The 18,800-nt window shown below is 69.8% G+C and carries 14 protein-coding genes; 6 read left to right on the top strand and 8 right to left on the bottom strand.

Features of this window, described 5'->3' with window-relative positions; translation table 11 throughout:
• Window position 1: 1 nt before the first annotated feature.
• The 6 genes from AB0O34_RS00950 to AB0O34_RS00925 form a co-directional block, all read right to left on the bottom strand.
• Complete coding sequence (locus AB0O34_RS00950; RefSeq protein ID WP_363911176.1) at window positions 2-988, bottom strand: glycosyltransferase family 2 protein; 987 nt, start codon at window positions 986-988, stop codon at window positions 2-4.
• A gap of 5 nt (window positions 989-993) precedes the next feature.
• Window positions 994-1,827, bottom strand: coding sequence for a glycosyltransferase family 2 protein (locus tag AB0O34_RS00945; protein ID WP_363911175.1), 834 nt, complete (start codon window positions 1,825-1,827; stop codon window positions 994-996).
• A gap of 132 nt (window positions 1,828-1,959) precedes the next feature.
• On the bottom strand, window positions 1,960-3,078 hold the full coding sequence (locus AB0O34_RS00940; protein WP_363911173.1) for a GNAT family N-acetyltransferase: 1,119 nt from the start codon (window positions 3,076-3,078) through the stop codon (window positions 1,960-1,962).
• Between the two features lie 628 nt (window positions 3,079-3,706).
• Window positions 3,707-5,338, bottom strand: a complete 1,632-nt coding sequence (locus AB0O34_RS00935) for a sigma-70 family RNA polymerase sigma factor (protein WP_363911171.1) — start codon at window positions 5,336-5,338, stop codon at window positions 3,707-3,709.
• A gap of 342 nt (window positions 5,339-5,680) precedes the next feature.
• Window positions 5,681-7,486, bottom strand: coding sequence for a substrate-binding and VWA domain-containing protein (locus AB0O34_RS00930; protein WP_363911169.1), 1,806 nt, complete (start codon window positions 7,484-7,486; stop codon window positions 5,681-5,683).
• 528 nt (window positions 7,487-8,014) lie between these two features.
• Window positions 8,015-8,632 (bottom strand): cation transporter, encoded by a 618-nt coding sequence (locus tag AB0O34_RS00925; RefSeq protein ID WP_363911167.1) that lies wholly within the window; start codon window positions 8,630-8,632, stop codon window positions 8,015-8,017.
• 147 nt (window positions 8,633-8,779) lie between these two features.
• Here AB0O34_RS00925 and AB0O34_RS00920 point away from each other — a divergent pair, with 147 nt between their 5' ends.
• The 6 genes from AB0O34_RS00920 to AB0O34_RS00895 all read left to right on the top strand — a co-directional run bounded on the left by AB0O34_RS00920 (window position 8,780) and on the right by AB0O34_RS00895 (window position 14,736).
• Window positions 8,780-9,553: a DUF4184 family protein gene (locus tag AB0O34_RS00920; RefSeq protein WP_363911165.1), complete on the top strand. Its 774-nt coding sequence runs from the start codon at window positions 8,780-8,782 to the stop codon at window positions 9,551-9,553.
• Window positions 9,546-10,358 carry an RNA methyltransferase gene (locus tag AB0O34_RS00915; RefSeq protein WP_363911163.1) on the top strand — a complete coding sequence of 271 codons (813 nt, stop codon included), beginning with the start codon at window positions 9,546-9,548 and terminating at the stop codon, window positions 10,356-10,358. The genes AB0O34_RS00920 and AB0O34_RS00915 overlap by 8 nt, the downstream gene beginning before the upstream one ends.
• A gap of 101 nt (window positions 10,359-10,459) precedes the next feature.
• Window positions 10,460-10,585, top strand: coding sequence for a hypothetical protein (locus tag AB0O34_RS00910; RefSeq protein WP_363911161.1), 126 nt, complete (start codon window positions 10,460-10,462; stop codon window positions 10,583-10,585).
• A 13-nt stretch (window positions 10,586-10,598) separates the two neighbouring features.
• On the top strand, window positions 10,599-11,903 hold the full coding sequence (locus AB0O34_RS00905) for an alpha/beta fold hydrolase (protein WP_363911159.1): 1,305 nt from the start codon (window positions 10,599-10,601) through the stop codon (window positions 11,901-11,903).
• Window positions 11,861-12,157, top strand: a complete 297-nt coding sequence (locus tag AB0O34_RS00900) for a DUF418 domain-containing protein (RefSeq protein ID WP_363911242.1) — start codon at window positions 11,861-11,863, stop codon at window positions 12,155-12,157. The genes AB0O34_RS00905 and AB0O34_RS00900 overlap by 43 nt, the downstream gene beginning before the upstream one ends.
• A gap of 446 nt (window positions 12,158-12,603) precedes the next feature.
• The gene (locus AB0O34_RS00895) at window positions 12,604-14,736 is read left to right on the top strand and encodes a DUF222 domain-containing protein (RefSeq protein WP_363911157.1); all 2,133 of its coding nucleotides are present in this window, start codon (window positions 12,604-12,606) and stop codon (window positions 14,734-14,736) included.
• Window positions 14,737-14,958: 222 nt separating this feature from the next.
• Here AB0O34_RS00895 and atzF read toward each other — a convergent pair whose 3' ends face one another.
• Window positions 14,959-16,980, bottom strand: coding sequence for an allophanate hydrolase (atzF, locus tag AB0O34_RS00890; RefSeq protein ID WP_363911155.1), 2,022 nt, complete (start codon window positions 16,978-16,980; stop codon window positions 14,959-14,961).
• 224 nt (window positions 16,981-17,204) lie between these two features.
• The gene (locus AB0O34_RS00885; protein WP_363911153.1) at window positions 17,205-18,797 is read right to left on the bottom strand and encodes a hypothetical protein; all 1,593 of its coding nucleotides are present in this window, start codon (window positions 18,795-18,797) and stop codon (window positions 17,205-17,207) included.
• Window positions 18,798-18,800 lie beyond the last annotated feature (3 nt).

Below are 18,800 nucleotides of genomic sequence, written 5' to 3'. Positions count from 1 at the left end.
ATCACCGTTCGTGTTCGATGGATCGTCCCGCACGGTTTCCCCGCACGCGCAGCCGGGCGGAGCCCACCGCGTATCCCCACGTCGTCCAGGCCAGGCCGGCGACGATCGCCCCCGCTCTGGCCAGGCCGGCGAGATCGCCCCGCAGGGCGTCTCCCACGCCGCGCAGAGCGCCCATGGGCAGTGTCTTCATGGCGTGGGCGCGCTCGCTCGACAGCCCGTCACCGGCGCCGACCTCCTGCGCTACCAGGGCCTTTGAGAGCCCTTCCGCGTAGCACCGGGAACGGAAGTAGCGGAACGTGGCCCGCGACGCGGGCACTCGATGGCCGATGACCGCCCGCGGCTCGAACATCATGATCGAGCCTGGCCTGCGCTGGGAGAGCCTGATGCAGAACTCGGTCTCCTCGCAGCCCAGCGGGCGGCTCTTGCGACCCTGGACGCTGCGGCCGATGCCGGAGTGGAACCCTCCGACCTCGCCCACCACCTCCCTGCGGAAGGCGGCGTTGCCTCCCATCACGTTGCGGATCGGCTTCCTCTCGGCGGGCAGGCCGCGATAGGTGCACCCGATGGTCCAGTCGAACTCCTCGGGGAACCATCGCGGCCGGTCACCGTTGTCCCAGAGCGGTTTGGTCAGCCCGCCAACCCCCACGACGGTCGGGGCGCCACCCGGCTCAACGGACATGGCCTGCTCGAACGCGGCGAGCCACTCGGCGTCCGCGACGGCGTCATCGTCCAGGAACGCCACGACGTCGCCGGAGGCGGTCGCCACCCCGGTGTTCTTGCCGCCGGACAGACCCCGCTCGTGGGAGTTCTCCACGACGATCGCGTCGGCGTACTCCCGCTTGAGCCTGAGGTGCAGGTCGGGGTTGTAGTCGACGACGAGGATCAGTTCGTACGGCTGACGCCTCTGGCTGCGCACCGACTGCACGGCGGCCCTGATGTCGTCCCACCGGTCTTCGGTGTAGACGCAGATGACGACGGAGATGTTCATTTGGGTTATGCCGCGCCCTGGTCGGCGGCCGGTTGCGCCGTGGGGGCGGGGACGGCCTCGGTCAGCGGGCGGCGCCACTCACGCATGATCGTCTTGAGCACGCGCCAGCCGTCCCGCACGACGCGGAGGTTGCTCTCGCCGTGGATGCGGCACCTCTCGTGGCTCGGCACCTCGTGCACGCGCAGCCCGGCTCTGGCCGCGCGGATGTTCAGCACCGTCTCCACCTCGAAGCCTTCGCAGTCGAGGTCGAGGACATCGAGGTGACGCGCCCAGAAGGCGTTGTATCCGTAGCACAGGTCGGTGTAGCGGGTGCCGTAGATCCAGTTGACCATCGTGCGCAGCACGCTGTTGCCGAGGCGGCGGCTGATCGTGAGGTCGTCGCTGCCGCCACCGCTGGCGTACCGCGAGCCCTTGACGAAGTCGGCCCCGGTGACCAGCGCGCCGACGAAGTGGATGATCTCGCGGCCGTCGGTCGAGCCGTCGGCGTCGATCATCACGATGATGTCGCCGGTGCACTCGGCGAATCCGGTGCGGAGGGCGTCTCCCTTGCCCTTGCCGCGCTGCTGGATCACGCGGAGGTTCGGGCGCAGGCGGCGGGCCACCGCCACGGTGTCATCCGTGGAGTTGCCGTCGACCAGGACGATCTCGTGGATCCAGTGGGGCAGCGTGGCGAAAACGTGCGGAAGGTTCTCCGCTTCGTTCATGGCCGGTACGACCACGCTGACGGTCGGTGAAATGGCGAGGTGTGGCGTGAGAGGGGTGAAACGGTCCACTGCCGGCAGTGGCCTCAGGCTGTGAAGCTGAGGTTTCCCGTTGTGCTTGGTGATCTCGGGACTCATTTTGAGGGATGTCCTTCCGGGCGGTCTGACATCGGCGGCGACTGCCAATAGGACCGGCGCGACTGGACGGAGAGGGGTTTCTCCGTCCCGGTCAGAGCAGTAGAGGGGTCTGGGCTCGTTTCGGGAGGAGACTCAGCTCGCTCCCGAGGGTTCCTTATGTATGTTTTCGGGCTGGATGGTGGTGCGGACCCGCCCGAACCCCTTCAGCAGGCGGTCGGCCAGCCGGTAGAGCGACGGACGGTCAACCACGATGTTGCGGGCCTTGTTCACAGGCGTCCGTCCCATCCAGTGAACGGCGGCCGTCGCCGACGGACGGGAGACCCGGCCCTCGGTGACGTGGATGACGCCGTTCTTCAGCCAGCCCTTGTACTCCCGGCCCCCCTTGCCCATGTCGACTTGGCCCAGACCGTGGAACGCGGCCTGCTCCGCCATGTGCAGGTGGTGCATTATCCCGGGGGAGTACCGGGCGAACTCGGGGTCATAGGCGGGGAACCACCCGACCAGCGTGTGATGGGTGCGCAGGCCGAAGTGCCCCGCCACCGGGGTGTCCCCGGCGTAGAGCATCGTCAGCACGCCGCCGAACGACGGCGAGTCGGTGCCGTGCATCTCTTCCAGGAGCTCGACGATCCACGGCTGGGCGAACCGGTCGACCCGGCCGGTGCGGCGGTACTGGTCGGACTTCCAGCTCGTGAGGGTCTGCATCGACCCGGGGTCGGCCGCACACCACTCCAGCCGGATCTCACCGTGCTCGCGGGCGAGCTTGCGCTCCTTGTACCGGACCGTCTTGTAGTTCTTGGGCGAGTTGGCGCGGACGTACTGGATGTAGGAGTCGAACCCGCCGGTGAGGTCCATCATCGGCACCGGGCGCACCGCCGACTCGTGCGGCGCCCAGGTGGGCTGGCCGGCGACCATGTGATCGAAGTCGAAGACCGAGAGGCCGCACGCCCGCAGGAGCTCACGGGCGGAGACGTCGAGGCCGGGGACGGAGATGAGCCCGTGGCAGGTGGTCAGCCAGCTGCCGAGGGGCTTGCCGATGCCGAAGGCGTGCCGCTCGAACGGGAGGAAACCGACCACCTTCGCGTCGTCCTCGATGACGGCGACGCGCACGTACGAACGCAGCCGGCTCAGGGCCAGCGCGAACTCGACCGAGAGAAAGGGGTTGTCCAGCGACGGAGCCGAGTGCTGTAGTTCACGCCAGCGGGTGAGCTCCGGCTCTCCAAGCTCCCCCGGCCGGACGACCGTGACTTTCATCTTGACCCGGCCCCCTGTTCGGTGTGCACACTGCCGTTCCCCCGGTACAGAGACCGAAGAACCCACATGAATCCACCGAGCACCGCGACGGTGGCCACTCCCGCGCGTGGGGACCAAGCGTCAAACATAAGCATGGCCTCGGCTAACAGAACGTTTATAACGAGACTCACGGCGGCGCCCACCGTTAGAGCCGCGAGAGGGTCACGATCACGCAACAGTCCAACGACCGAAGCTCCTGGCACCACCAAAAGGAACAGAGGCGTCAGAATCAGGCGTGCCGGAGTTTGGATATCGGCGAGCGCGATGACCGCTCCCGCGGCGCACGCGATGGCCAGCACCCATGTGAGCACGGTTCTGTTCGTACGCATCTCTCCTGGCTCCGCTGGTCAAGGCCGACTAAAGACATGGTTGATCGCTGCTCTCATAGGACCAACCACGCTATGCGATCGTCAATGCCGACGCCCCAACCCGGTCAATGGTTTACCTGGACGAGGGCAAGAACCGTTGTGTAGTCAATCACGTCACCCACGCCAACGACTGATGCCCCCGAGACCACTGGGACTGCAGGGGCCGGGGGGTAATCAAAAGGTACCCCTGGTTTGCCCCAGATGTGCAGTCGGGCCTGAATTCAGCCGGGGCCTCCGCTCGATTCCTCGCTCGGCGTGCCGGACGCGGACGGCTCCGCCGTGGGCGACTGATCGGGAGGCGGATCCGAGGCGGGAGGCGCATCCTGACTGTCCCATGACAGCCGGCATGACGCGTCACCTGACGTGGAACGCAAGGTCACCGTGCCTTCCCCGGCCTCCCCGGGCTCCGAGACCACGACCGACAGCCTTTCCTTCACGCCAGACTTAAGTACGCCCTGGCCGGGTATCACGGCCAGCCCGCCCGTCACGCTGGCCGTCCAGGAGACGGTCGCGTTACGCGCGGAGACAAGGATCACACCGTTGCCCTCCTCGCTCAGCGCCCCCGGGCACGAGACGACGAGCTTGGCCGCGGGCGTGGGGGCCGGCCGGGTGGGCGTACGCGAGGGGGGAGGCGGCCTGCCGGTGGACGCGGCGGGGGCGGCGGCAGCGCTCTGAGTCGGTGATCTCTTCGCCTGGGTGGGGGTGGGCGACGGGGACTCTGAGAGGGAGGGGGTGTCGGTGGGCTCGGGACCGTAGCTGATCCGCAGCTCGCCGGGCGTCTGGCTCGGGAAGCGCAGGGTCTGCGTCAGCCCGCCCGGACCCGGGGAGCCCTGCCCGGTCGCGACGACCATCGCGCCGGTCGCCACGAGCACGCAGGCGACGGTGGCGAAGACGGGGGTCCTTCGGGATGTCCTGCGGGCGTGCGCGACCCCGGTCCCGTACCTCGGGGTCTCCATCTCCGGGGACGCGCGGCGGTCCTCCCGGGTTTCCCGGCCCCTGGCCCGGCGCTCGGGTCCCACCGGAGGGAAGCCGCTCTTGTCGAACCGGTCGGCCACCGCCATGATCGCCGTCCGTCCCGCGTCGCGCTCCGACTTGGCGCAGGTCTCGGCGACCCGGCGGCGCAGCGACAGGGGAGGGAAGGCCACGGGGACGGAGTCGAGCAGGCGCTCGGCCGACACCCGGCGGCGCCGCCCTTCCGTGCACTCCTTGCACCCGATGATGTGCCTGGTCAGGCGCCTCCTCAGCTGCTGTGGGAGCGGACCCTCGATGGAGTCGAGCAGGGCGGACAGATCGGGGCAGTGCGCCCGGCCGGTCCTGGCGAGGATCACCGCGGCGGCGGCGTTCTCCACGTGGTCGCGGGCGCGGGCCAGCCGGGTCCCGGTCTGACGTGAGGTCAGGCCGAGCACGGCGCCGATCTCGGAGACGGTGAGCTCGTGCCGCAGCGCCAGGAGCAGGACGTCCCGCTCCTTCTGCCCCAGCTCGGCCAGGCCCTCGCGTACGATCGCCGCGAGCTCCGGATCCTCCTCGTCCCCCTCGAGGAACGGCTCCGGCGTGGTGCCGTGCGCGGGGGTCTTGCCGCGCCGGGTGGTGCACTGGAAACGCGTCAGCGCGTACAGCCAGGCACGCATGCGCGCCGGTTCGCGCAGCGCTCCGGCCCGCCCGTGGGCGGTGACGATCGCGTCGTGCACGGAGTCCGCGGCGGTGTCGGTGTCGTGGAGCAGTGAATAGGCGTAGTCATTGAGTCGGTCGGCGTAGGCGTCGTAGAGGCCGTCCGCCGCGCGGCCGTCCGCTCGGCGCAGGGCCTCCAACAGTCGCTGGTCGTCGGCACGGCCGACGCTCGGCCATCCGGGCACGAATCTTCCTCCCCGCAGGACGGGTACCTGGCATTTGGTCGCGCACGCTCGCGAGAATTTCTCCTGCCCGCGCCAGGCCCCACACGCGTAGGACGTCCGTTCCCCTCGCCCGGTTCACCCGACATTGCTTGATAATCATCGGGTATGACCTGGGAAAATGGGGTCGGATGGGGCTGCTGAAACTGGTGTTTCGAAGAGAAATGCCTGAGGTGATGATCGGTAACGCGGAGGGGCGTCCCCGGTGACACACCGCGAGTTCCGGTCGGTCGGAGGAGCGGAAAAAAGACGCCCGACCCCGGGCCCGCGAGGGGCCGGGATCGGGCGGTCGCGCGCGGGGCGCGTCTACTGCTGGGACGTACTGCCATTGCAGTTGGGGGCGCACAGGCGGCGGGAGATGCCCTCCAGGAAGACCTTGCGGATCTCCAGGGCGTTGTTCGGGAAGAACGCCTGGCCGTGCGTGGCCTTCGCGATCGACTGCATCTGCCGGCGTCCGGCCGCGTCGTTGGCGCCCAGGGCGACGATGATGACGCTGATCGGCTGCGTCTCGTCGAACTCCGAGCGGAGCTTCTTGAGGATCTCGGCGTTGGAGATGCCGCCTTCGGGGTCGTCGTTGCCCACGCCGTCGGTGAAGACCAGGATCGTGTTGATCTTGTCGGCCTCGTACTCGGCCTTCATCTTGTCGTAGGCGGCTGCGAGCGTGTCGTTCAGGCCGGTGTCCCCGGTGGCCTTCGCCTTTATCTGGTTGAGGGACTGGCCGATGACGTCCCGGCGAGTGACACCGTTGATCTTGGCGCCGATGGGCCCGACGGGCACGGCCTCGCGGTAGTCGACGCCCTTGCCGTTCAGGTTCGTGGAGAAGATCCAGGTGCCGATCTCGGTCTTGTCGGGGAAGAGCTTCAGGCCCTCGATCGCTGTCTGCCCGATCAGCTTCATGCGGTCGCCGGGGGCGCCGACGGCGGGCAGCGCCATGGTGCCCGAGATGTCCAGCAGGGCCAGGAGCCGGCCGCCCAGCTTGAGGCGGGACCACGCCTGCGAGAGCCTGGTCACCGAGGCCGCTTCCGGGACCTTGATGGCGCGCGGCGTCGCCGGGTTGAGCCCGTTCGCCTGGCTGATCGCGCTTCCGCCCTTGCCGTCCGGGGTGCGGAAGCCGTACTGACGGATGATCTTGTTGGCGTCGGCGCCGGAGAGCGCGGTGGCGAAGCTCTTGGCCGCGTCGCGGGTGGCCTGGTCCTTGGCGGTCACGACGACCGGGTAGTCGAGGCTGATCGTGCCCTCGGCCGGGTAGAGCGCGACGATCTCACCCGGCTTGGTCTTGGCGTTGAACGCCCAGATGCCCTGCTCGGAGGCGATGCCGATCGGGACGCGGGACGACTGCTTCGCCATGGTGGCGAACATGTTCGCCGGGCTGTTCACGGCGTTCTCGGAGAGCTGCCTGAGCACGCCCACCAGTTGGTCCTCACCCGCGCCCGACGCCTGGAGGAGTCCTGACCCGGCGAGCAGCGCGCTCAGGCCGGCGGCGTTGAGGGTCGGGTCGAGCGGGAGAACGCGGATCTTGCTCGCCAGGCCGTCCGGGTTGGCGGCGTTGGCGGCCGACATCAGGCCGCTCCAGCTCGGCTCTCCGAAGGCGCTCTGGAGCTTCTCGACGGCCGGCTTGGGAGCCGCCAGCACCACGGGGGAGCGGGCGACCGAGCCGACGGGCGCGGAGATCCCCGACCCCTTGGGCGTGGAGCGCAGCTTGGCGAGCCACAGGCTGGAGTCCGGGATCCAGAGATCGCCGTCGAACTTGCCGGCGGTCGCACCCGAGCCGGCGATGGCGTTCGTGACACCGGCCGGGTCGCTCTCCTTGACCGTGACCGCGAAGCACTTGCCGTCCACGGGGGTGGAGTTCTTGGAGAAGCCGGCCGCGATCTTGGTGATGGCGGGCGCGATGTCGGGGGCGGCCACGACCTGTAGCGCCACCTTGCCGTCGCCGCAGGTCTTGTCGCGGCTCATGATCACGTATGCCGCGACGCCCAGCAGCACGGCCAGCGCCACAGCGCCCGCGAGTGGCACCAGCACCTTGCCCCGGCCCGCGCGACGGCGGCCCGACGGCTCCTGATAAGGGTTGTAGCCGCCCTCAAGCTCGTCTGTGCGGTGGCGTCCGCCCACGGTGTCCTCTTAAGGTGTCGATCTTTTCCCAAATCTGGCGCGCTTTGCGGCGACCATATAGGGAGATCCCGGGTAATGCTTACGGAACCATAGCGTCAAGGCGGGGCGCGGCAAAACCGATCATTTCGTGCAGTGATTACCGTACGTGCGGGTAACTTATGCCTGAGCGACATTGATCGCGATACATCTCGACACTCGCGTAACGCGATGTATCGTGACCCAATAGATCGAGATATTTGATGCTTTGACGGGGTGTGTGCCGTACGCGGCCGGCAGGGGGTAGCGGCTCATGTCGATGGCCATGGCGCTCCGGGGGGTCCGGGGCGAGGGGTGTCCGGACCTGCTGCTCATCGAGTCGCACGGGCCCGGCTGCCCAGAGGAGATCAGGCGGGCGCTCAGGGAGTCGGACTGCGTGCGCGAGGTCGTCATCGCGGGCCGCGTGTGCCGCGCGCTGGCGGACCCCGGCACCGCGCCGCGGGTGGCGGGCGCGCTGCGGGCTCAGGGACTCGAAGTCGCCGTGGTGATCCTTCAGTGGTGGCAGGAGTGGCCGCGCCAGGCGCTGCGGCCCTCGCGGACGGCCACCGCCGCCAGTAGGAGCGCGACCGCCGGATCGAGCCACCACCAGCCGAACGATGTGGCGGTCAGCCCTGCCAGCACCCCTCCGGCCAGCAGGGCGCACAGTAGGTTCTGGGTGCCCTCGCCGGTCGTGGCCGCCGAGCCGAGGCGGGCGCCCAGCCTGCGCTTGGCGACCCCGAGCAGCGGCATGCTCACCAGGCTGATCGTGGTGACGACGACCCCGAGCATCGTGGGCACCGATCGCTGACCCGACCCGAGGTCGTAGGCGACGTGGAGCACGAGGTAGGGCGCGAGCAGCCAGAAGCTGACCGCCACGGCCTTCTGCGCCCGATGCTCGGCGGTCGCGGAGTGGAGCCGGCGCCCGGTGAAGCGCCAGATGACGATCAGGCTGGCCAGCGCCTCCACGAGTGACGACCAGCCCCAGCCGATCAGGGCCACCGAATGGGCCGACAGGCCGGCCGCCAGCCCGAGGGAGCTCTCGGCGCCGAGCCAGACCAGCGTCGCGAGTGACAGGCTCCTGGCCAGGCGCGCGTCGCGCATCCACGGCGCCGGCGGGGCCGAAGGGCGCACGTACGTACCTTGATCTGGCACGATGGCCCCCGATCGTTCGAACATGGCCCTGACAGCGGTGAGTAGCCTACCCGTTACCGATAGCGTCACATCCCCGTCCGCGTAAAGCTGTGGACGGGCGGCGCGGGCCCTTAGCAAGGAGAGTCCGTGCCGTTCACGCCGAGCCACGTCGCGGCGGTGATCCCGCTCATTTCCCGGGCACGGGTGCGCAGGGTGCTCGATCCCTGGGCGCTCGGCGTGGGCGCCATGGTGCCTGACCTGCCGATGTTCCTGCCCTACCTCGACGCCTACACCCGGTGGCACTCGCCCATCGGAGTGGTCACCGACGACGTCGTGGCGGTGTTCGTGCTGCTGGCGCTCGTGCAGTTCGTCTTCCGCGACCCGCTGACCGCGCTGCTGCCCCAGCCGCTCGCGGCGCGGATCGCCGCCCTGCCCGGCCCCGGCTGGCGCAGATTCCCCGCCATCGCGCTCGGCGCCGCCGTGGGCGCGGCCACCCACGTCTTCTGGGACTCCTTCACCCACGACTGGGGCGCGCGGTTCTGGGGCTGGAGCTGGCTGACCGCGCCCGTGGCCGGATGGGTGAACGGCTACCGGCTCATGCAGTACGGCTCCTCGGTGGTGGGCCTGGCGCTGGTCGGCTGGTGGCTGCTCCGCGCGCTGCGCCCCCGCGCGAGCGGGCCGCTGCCCGACCGGCTCGCGCTCCCGGGCGCGGTGCGCTGGGGCGTGCTGGCCTGCACGTTCGCCGGAGCGTGCTGTACCGCCGGGGTGTGGAGCCTCGTCGACCCGCCCAACCCCGTCTTCGGCTGGGCGGGGATCGTCACCAAGACCGGAGTCGGCCTGGTGGTGGGGTTCTGCGCGGTGCTCACCGTGTACGCGCTGCTCTGGCAGCTCAGACGGGTCATACGCTTGTCTCGTGCCTGAGCTCATCCCCCTTTCCGACGCCGCCGACCCCCGGCTGGCCGACTACGTACGGCTGCGCGACGTCGAGTTGCGCAAGAGCCTGGAGGCCGAGCGGGGTCTCTTCGTGGCGGAGGGCGAGAAGGTCATCCGGCGGGCCGTCGCGACCGGGTACCCCGTCAGGTCGGTGCTGACGACACGCCGCTGGCTCCCCGGCCTTTCGGACGTGCTGGGCGACGCGCGCGTCTACCTGGTCTCGGACGAGGTGATGGAGGGCGTCGCCGGCTTCGCCGTCCACCGCGGCGCCCTGGCCTCCATGGCGCGGCTGGAGCTTCCATCGGTGAAGACCCTGCTGGAGCAGGGTCCGCCGCGCCGGATCCTCGTCCTTGAGGACCTGGTGGACCACGGCAACGTCGGGGCGATCTTCAGGTGCGCTGCGGCTCTGGGCGTCGAAGCCCTGATCCTCTCGCCTCGGTGCGCCGATCCCCTGTACAGGAGGTCGGTCAAGGTCTCGATGGGCGCGGTGTTCGCGGTGCCGTACGCGCGCATGACCAACTGGTACGACGGGCTGGCCGAGCTGCGGGCCCTCGGCTTCCAGGCCCTCGCCCTGACGCCCGACCAGTCGGCCGTACCTATCGAGAAGGTCTCCATGGGGGAGCGGGTGGCGCTCATGCTCGGGTCCGAGGGCGACGGGCTGTCCTCGCGGTGGCTCCACGAGGCCGATCACGCCGTGTGCATCGCCATGAGCCCGGCGGCCATGGGCCTCGGCGTCGACTCCCTCAACGTGGTCGCGGCGGCGGCGATCGCCTGCCACAGCCTCATGCGCTGACCCCGGCTGGTCACTGCCCAGAAGGCGAGGAGCGGCGTGAGCGCTTTGAGCGGGATCAGCTGACTCATCGCGCCCCCCGTTTTATGACTGATACTCTCACCGTGGCGAACGCTGACATCATTGAGAGCGGTCATGCCATGGCGACTTTGACCTGCTGTCGCATCCAGTTCGTCGTGCGTGACGTGGTCGGCCACGGCATCGCCGAGGCGGGCTCTCGCAAGGCCTGATCATGAGGAACACATGATGTCGACAGAGCCGACGCCCACAGGGATGGCAGTCCTCGAAATGGCGCGGGCGGGACGCTTCGCGGAGATCCGCGACATGTTCGCGCCCCAGCTACAGGCGCTCGTGTCGGCCGAGGCGCTCCAGCTCGCCTGGACGGCCGAGATCGGCCGGCAGGGCCCGATCTCCTGCGTCGGCACGCCGGTGAGCGAGCCGGCCGGGGCGGGGACGGTCGTGGTCAAGATCCCCGTGACGTTCGAGCAGGGCGAGCTGACGGTGATCGTCTCGGTCGACGACGCCGGCCGGCTGACCGGGCTCCAGCTCGCGCCCGCCAGTGCCGCCAAGCCTGTCCAGCCGTGGGTGCCACCGGCGTACGCCGCCCCAGAGACCTTCGACGAGCAGGACGTGACGGTCGGCTCCGGACCGCTCGCGGTGCCGGGCACCCTCACCCTGCCACGCCGGCCGGGACCGTACCCCGCCGTGGTGCTGCTCGCCGGTTCGGGGCCGGGAGACCGCGACGAGACGATCGGGCGGAACAAGCCGTTCAAGGACCTCGCGTGGGGGCTCGCCGGCCGGGGCATCGCCGTGCTGCGCTTCGACAAGGTCACGTACGTCCACCGCGGTGTGGTCGCCGAGAATCCCGGCTTCACGCTCGAAGACGAGTACGTCCACCATGCGGTCGCGGCCGTCGAGCTGCTCCGGCGCCGGTCGGCGGTGGACCCCGCGCGGGTCTTCGTGCTCGGCCACAGCCTGGGCGGCACCGTCGCCCCGCGGGTGGCGGCCGGCGAGCCGACCGTCGCCGGGCTGGTCATCCTGGCCGGCGGCACCCAGCCGCTGCACTGGGCCACCGTCCGGCAGGTTCGCTACCTCGCGTCGCTGGACCCCGGCACGGCCGCCGCGGCGCAGCCCGCCGTCGAGGCGATGACCGCGCAGGCGAGGATGGTCGACAGCCCTGGCCTCTCCCCGTCGACACCGGCCGGCGAGCTGCCGTTCGGCGTGCCCGCCCCCTACTGGCTGGACCTGCGCGACTACGACCCCGTCGCGGTCGCCGCGACGCTGGACAGGCCGATGCTCATCCTCCAGGGCGGCCGCGACTACCAGGTGACCGTCGCCGACGACCTGGCCGGCTGGAAGGCCGGCCTCGCCCACCGCCCGGACGTCACGATCCGCGTGTACGACGCCGACAACCACCTGTTCTTCCCCGGCACCGGCCCGTCGACGCCGGCGGAGTACGAGCCGGTGCAGCACATGGACCCGGAGGTCGTCACCGACGTCGCCGACTGGCTGACTCAAAAGTCCGCGTTCGACGGCTCCGGACACTGACCCGTAGACCGCGTCATGTGCTGGCCCCGGCGGGCCGGGTGGCCGCCTCCAACTACATCGGGCAGTCGGTGCTCACGTGTCTGGTCTTCACCGGGTACGGCCTGGCGCCGGCGGGCCGGCTGTCGCCGATCGCCGTGATGGGCGTCGCCCTCCTGATCTATACGGCCCTGCTGTGGCTCAGCGCGTGGTGGCTGCGGACTCACCGTTATGGACCTGTGGAGTACGGCCTGCGCCGCCTCACCAACTGGACCTGATCACAGGAGGCCGGCTGAATGGCGCGGCCGGCATCATGGCATCGGAAGGGCACGAAGCCTGGCGTTACGCTCGCCACCAGCTCAAAACACATGGCCGATTCAGCGTCGATGTGCTCGCCGGATCATCAATCAGCGTGCGCACTGCGATGGCCTAGGGCCGCCTGGTGTTCGTAGCTATGGAGGCGCAAATCCGGTGCAAACTCCATTGGTTGCGATAATTCTGGAGTTTTCTACATCGGGGCAAACCACCGGATCTCTGGATTTCACCCTGGCTAATGATCGTGCAATGGGGTGGGGCCGGGAATTGTCGGTGGGGGGCGATAGGTTGGTGGCGGTTCTTGTTTTCCGATGAAATGGGGAGGTGCCTGGCGATGACGACGGAAGCCGGGCAGATTTCCCTCGTGTCGGCGCTCTTGGCCGATACGCCAAAGGCGACAGGAGAAAACGTGCCCAGCGGGTCAAACCAGTGCGCGATCCCGCAGGGTGCCGTCCGCGCCGGTGACAAGGCGTCGGCACGGGGGGTGCCGGTCGCGCCGGAGGCCCTGTTCGCGGACCTGTCCGGTGCCGAGCTGGCGAACGCGCTGGAGGCGCTTGATGCCGGTGCGCTGCCCCGTGACGAGTTGATCGACGCGGTGGCCGCCTGGCGTCGGCTGGCGTCATGGGTCAAGGCGCGCGAGCTGGCTATGGTCAATCTGCTTGCCGATCGGTTCGTCACCGACGGCCGTTATGGCCAGTCGTGGCGCGAGTGGTTGGAGGCGGAGCTGAGCTTGGGGCTGATCCTTACCGACTGGTCGGCCTCGGCTCTGGTCGAAACGGCCGCGACACTGCGAGACCGGCTTCCCGGCACGATGGCATCCCTGCTCGCCGGAGCGCTTGACGAGCCGCGAGTACGGGTGATCACAGAAGGCGTCAAGGGGCTGTCTGAGGCCGCCTGCGGCCGGGTGGAGGACGCCATTCTCGAACGTGCGCCCATGTTGACCACCGCCCAGTTGCGCAAGCTCGTGGCCGCCACGGTCGAAAGGGTCGCGGCCGAGGAGGCCGCCGCTCGGCGTAAGGCCTCCGAGCGGTCCCGGCGGGTGGAGTTCCGCAACGACGGTCAGGGCACCGCCGAGATCTTCGGGCTCAGTCTCCCGGCCGGGCCCGCGACCGCCGCCTATGACCGCGTGGACGCGATCGCGCGTGCGGCAAAACGAGCGGGCGACTCCCGCACGACCGACCAGTTGCGGAGCGACGTCTTCCTGGCCCTGCAACTCGGCCTGCTCACGCCAGGTTCGTCCGAGGTCCCCAACTCAGCCGCCCTAGCCAGCCATGACCATGTCCAGAGCGGCAACGGGCGAGGCAGCGGGGTAGGAAACGGGCCAGGCAGCGGCGTGAGGAACGACCCAGGCAGCGGCGTGGGAAACGGCCCGGACAGCGGGGCCAGCAGCCAGGCGGTCGTCTTCGCCGGCCCGCTGGACGAGGACGGCATCCCTGTCCAGGCTCCGCCCGCCGACGACGCCGACATCCCCGCCCCCGACGAGCACCACATCGTCAACGAGCTTGATCGACAGGACCGGGGGAGCAAGCAAACCCCGCCAGCCATGCCCCTCCCCAGGCAGGCCCCCGCAGGCCCACCCCCCGGCGCCGGGGCCGAAGTCAAACCCTGCTCCGGAACCGAAGGCGAACGCTGGTCTGGAACCGGAGGGGGACGCTGGTCCGGAACCGAAGGCGAACGCTGGTCCGGAACCGAAGGCGAACGCTGGTCCGGAACCGGAGGGGGAGGCTGGTCCGGGGCCGAAGGCGAACGCTGGGGTGGGGCCGAAGGCGAACGCTGGTCCAAGAGCGGGAACGCACGCTCGGGTGCCACCGGAGATCAAGGCTGGTCCGGGAGTGGAGGTGGCCACGGGGATGGGGGCGAAGGCAGACCCTGGCCCGAAACGAGGGACGGGCGCTACTCCGGACCCGGACCCGAACCCGAACCTCGACCCGAACCTCGACCTGAAGCCGGACCTGAACCTGGATCTTTGTCCGAGGCCTGGCCCCCGCCCAGCGGGTGGGGTAGCGTACCCACGCCTCAAGGGTTGTTGGAGGCTGCCGCGCGCCAGTTGGGCGGTCCGCACCTGGTGGTCGGGCTGGACACCCTGCTAGGGCTGGCCGAGAAGCCCGGAGAGCTGGGCCGGTATGGATCACTGGTGGCGGACATCGCCCGGCAGATCGCCGATGACAGCATCCACACCGGTGTGAAGGTCTGCTGGACCGTCACCAACGACAACGGCGAGGCCGTCCACCACGGTGAGACGCGCTATCGGCCCGGCACGGTGCTGCGAAAACTCGTCAACGCGCGAGATCGCACGTGCAGGTTCCCTCGTTGCCGAAGACCGGCCTCCCGATGCGATCTTGACCACACCCTGGCCCACGACCAGGGCGGTGCCACCTGCCCATGCAATCTGGCCCCGCTCTGCCGGCGACATCACCGGCTCAAGCAGCTCGACGGCTGGGCTCTCATCCAGCCCCAGCCGGGCCTCCTGGCGTGGATAACTCCATCAGGGCGCACGCACGTGGTGCACCCCGACACCTACGACACCTACGACACTGGATGACCCGTCACGGCCCGGGTCTCCGTCACGGCCCGGGTCTCCGCCAGGGCCGACCGCTCCCGGTACTCAGCACCAAGCGCCAATCGTCGACCGCATCAGCGGGGTTCCCGGTTGATATCCCGGTGCGCGTATTTCTTGGTGCCAGGGTGAGTTTTCTTGGTGCCAGGGTGCGGGCGAGGCCGTAGCCATGGGTTCAGTTCGTTCAGGGGCGTATCCGTGCCTCGGTTATCGGGTGCCGCGATCGGGGGAGAGGAGGTAGTCCGGCCAGCTGCCGTACTTGCTGATGTCGGACGCTTCCTCGGTGGCGTAGGACTCGCAGAGGAAGCCGTGCACCTGGCGCCCGTCCGCGAGGCTGATCCAGCCAAGGCTGAGGGGCGGCATGATCTGGGTCAGCAGGGTTCCCAGCGCCGATGGGCTCAAGGCGTACAGCTCCACCTCGACCGATACGCCACCGTCCACGGAGCGGACCAGGCCGGGGCGTGGCGGTTCGCCCCCGTTCAGCGCGTAGAGGCGGTAGAGCGGGGCCGTCTGGGCCGTACCCAGGTCGACCGCTCCCAGCGAGGTGAGCTGCCCATGCAACGGCTGCCCGGCACGATGCGCGCCCACGACGGCCAGTACCGGCTGCGCGCCGGGAACGCCGCAGGGAAGGGCAGGAGGTGCTTTGACGCTTGTTGCCGCTTCGGGAGCGGTGGGGGGTGCTTGTTGCAAGGCGGGTCCGCAGGATCTTGCGTGGATTGTGGATTCGCCGGGTGTGGCTTGGGCTGCGGGGATGCTCGTTCGGGGGTGGAAGGGCGTGGCGAGGGCGGCCAGGAGTTCGTCGGAGCCGGCAGGGGCTAGGAGGGTGATGCCATGAGGGCGGCCGGCCGTGGTGGTGCCCGCGGGTATGGACACGCCGGCTAGGTCGAGCAGGTTGGTGAACGTCGTGTAGTGGCCCAAGACCGTGTTGCGGTCGATCGGGCTTTCGGCCATCTCCGCGATGGTGAAGGTGGTCGGCACGGTGGGAACGGCCAGCGCGTCCATCGACGCCCAGGCCTGCCTGGTCTCGGCGCGCAGCGCCCGCAGCCGGTACAGCCCCTGGAAGGCGTCCACCGCGCTGAGTCCGGTGCCGTTGCTGAGTACCTTCCGGGTGACCGGGTGCAATTCGTCCGGGTTCCGCGCCGCGAACTCGCCGACCGCGGCGAGCCGTTCGGCGATCCACGGCCCCTCGTACAGCAGCCGCCCCGCGGCGAGGAACGGATCGAGATCGACCGGGACCAGCCGGTGCCCCGGAGCCAAGAGCCGTTCCACCGCCTCCTCGAATCCGGCGGCGGCGGCGTCGTCGCCGAAGAACTCCGGGCGCTGCGGAACGCCGATGCGAAGTGCACCCACGACGGGCGGCTCAGGAGAGGGCACGGGGAGCGGGCGCGACCAGGGGTCGGCGGGCTCGTACCCGGCGATGACCGACAGCACGGCCGCCCCGTCGGCGACCGACTGGGCGAAGACGCTCGGGCAGTCGAGTGACGCGCACGCGGGCACCAGGCCGAGGGTGCTGACCAGCCCCCGGCTCGGCTTGATCCCGATGGTGCCGGTGAGCGCGGCGGGCACCCGGCCCGATCCGGCTGTGTCCGTGCCGATCGCGAAGGCGACCAGTCCGGCGGCCACCGCCACCGCCGACCCGGAGCTGGACCCGCCGGAGATCAGCCCCGGCACCAGCGGCGACTCGCACGCGCCGTAGGGGCTGCGCGTGCCGGACAGGCCGGTGGCGAACTGGTCGAGGTTGGTCTTGCCGACGAGCAGGGCGCCCGCCGCGAGCAGCCGGTCGACCAGCGGCGCACTCCGCTCCGGGATGTACGCGTACGCGGGGCAGGCCGCGGTGGTGGGCAGCCCGGCCACGTCCACGTTGTCCTTGACGGCGAAGGGCACTCCGTACAGCGGTGGGCGCGAGCCGGGGTCGGGCCAGCGGCGGGCCAGCTCGGCGGCGTCGGCGAGCAGGTCGGCGGCGGGCCGCAGAGTGATCCACACGTGGTCGTCACCGCGCGCGGCGATCCGCCCGAGCACCTCCTCGGCGACGTCGGACGGGCAGGCCGACCCGTCGCGGTAGCGGCGAGCCAGGCTGTCCAGGTCGAGGTGGGACGGGTCGAGGTGGGACGGGTCCAGGTGGGACGGGTCGAGGTGGGCCAGGTCGGCGTGGGCCAGGTCGGGCTGTGAGGGATCGGGGTGAGCCGGGTCGAGGCGGGCTGAGCCGTCCAGGTCAAGAGGAGTGTCCATCTGCCTTCCCCGCACGGGCTGAGGGCCCGTGGCTGATGTTCATGGTGCGTCTTCGTGCTGGTCGGCGGCCCGTGACATGCCGCCCTGCGCCACGGCGCCGGTGGCGTGCCCTATCCGCCGACACGGGCCCGTGACCATCGGTTCGGTGTCCGGATCGGGCCTGTGGCCGGGGCACTCCGTACCCAGGCACGGGGTCCGTGCCTGGGGCGGTTCGCGGGGTCTGGTCAGGAGGCCGCGGGGACCTCTGCTGGGGTGGGTTCGGGGGTGGTTCGGGGCGCGTCGGCTACCTTGGTGGTGCTGGGACGGAGGAAGGCGAAGGCTACGAGGACCAGGCCGGCGAAGAGATAGCCCAGGGCGACCTGACTGTTGGCGTTCCACTCGACCTTCGCCCCGTGGATCAGCCCGATGAACGACAGCACCGCTCCGCCGAACGCGTACCCGGCGCCCCACAGGAACGACCGGTCGATGATGAAGGCGGTGATCGAGCCGAGGATCAGCCCGGCCAGCACCGCCCCGCCGCCGAGCAGGGCGGTCCCCTCGTAGACGGTGCCGCTCTGCGCGATCGCGGCGTACCCGACCTTCTGTGCTGTGGTGCCCGCCGCCGCCAGCGCGTTGTCCATGTAGCCCTGCGCCCAGGAGGCGATGTTGGGGATGATGGCCATCACCACGGCCACCGCGTGGGCCTTCGGCACCGACTGGAAGGCCTGGGCGCCGATCAGCAGGCCGATGTAGAGCAGGATCGGCACGATCGCCGGTGTCGGCAGCACCGCGCCGAGCAGGGCGAACATGCCGAGGAAGCAGAACAGCGCGATGACGACGCCACTGGCCATCGAGTAGCTGCTGCGGCCGCCCGCGGACTTCCAGCCCGGGTGGCCGATGTAGACGGCCGGCGGGAACGGCGAGCCCAGCATCGAGCCGACGACCGCGCCCGCGCCGTCCGCCAGCAGCACCGACCGCAGGTTGTACGAGTCGCCCGCGGCGGCGGCGCTCTCGACGTTGCTCATGCCCTCGGTGAAGTTGTAGATGCCCAGAGGGATGGCGGTGGCGAGCAGAGGTGAGACCTCTCTGAGCCCGTCGATCAGCCGGTCGATGTTCAGCGTCGGGAGGCTGACCGCGATGTTCTCGGCGGCGGCGCCGACGTCGGCGGGGTTCATGTAGCCGCCGATCCAGGCGATCGCCGTGCCGGCCAGGAGGGCGGCGAGGCCGACGGGGATGTTGCCGGGCAGCTTCAGGTCGGTGAAGAAGCCGACGAGGATGATGACGAGCACAGGCAGCGCGATCCAGGCGGCCTCCCACATCTGCGCGGCGGGCCGCATTGAGATGAAGGCGATGGAAATGCCCGCCAGGGTACCCAGCATGGCCGCCCTCGGGGTGAAGCGGCGGATGTACGGCCCGACGAAGGCGCCGATCAGCACGATGATGCCGATGATGAAGCACCAGGCCAGCCCGGCCGCCCACGCCTGCAGGGGGCTCTTGGTGGCCAGGTAGGTGGGCAGCATGATGACGAAGACGACGATGAACATGTGCGGCACGCTCGGGCCGTACGGCATCGCGCACACGTCGGTGCGGCCCTCGCGGCGGGCCAGCCGCCGCGCGAGGTAGGTGTAGTACACGTTGCCGATCAGGAGCTGGATGCCCATCGCCGGGAGGATGACGCCGAAGACGTCCGAGCCGGGCAGGTGGACCACCCCGAGGCAGAGGCCGCTCAGCACCAGCACGTTCACCATCACGTTGAAGCCGAGTCCGAAGAAGGCGTTGGTGTCCCCGCTGACCCACCAGGGGAGTTTGAGCGTGGCGGGGCCGGTTGTCGTGGTCATTGG

The organism is Sphaerisporangium sp. NPDC088356 (assembly GCF_040685555.1).
Taxonomy (GTDB): Bacteria; Actinomycetota; Actinomycetes; order Streptosporangiales; family Streptosporangiaceae; genus Sphaerisporangium.
The sequence above is the reverse complement of the archived record's forward strand: the minus strand, read 5'-3'. Positions and strand labels throughout refer to the sequence as shown.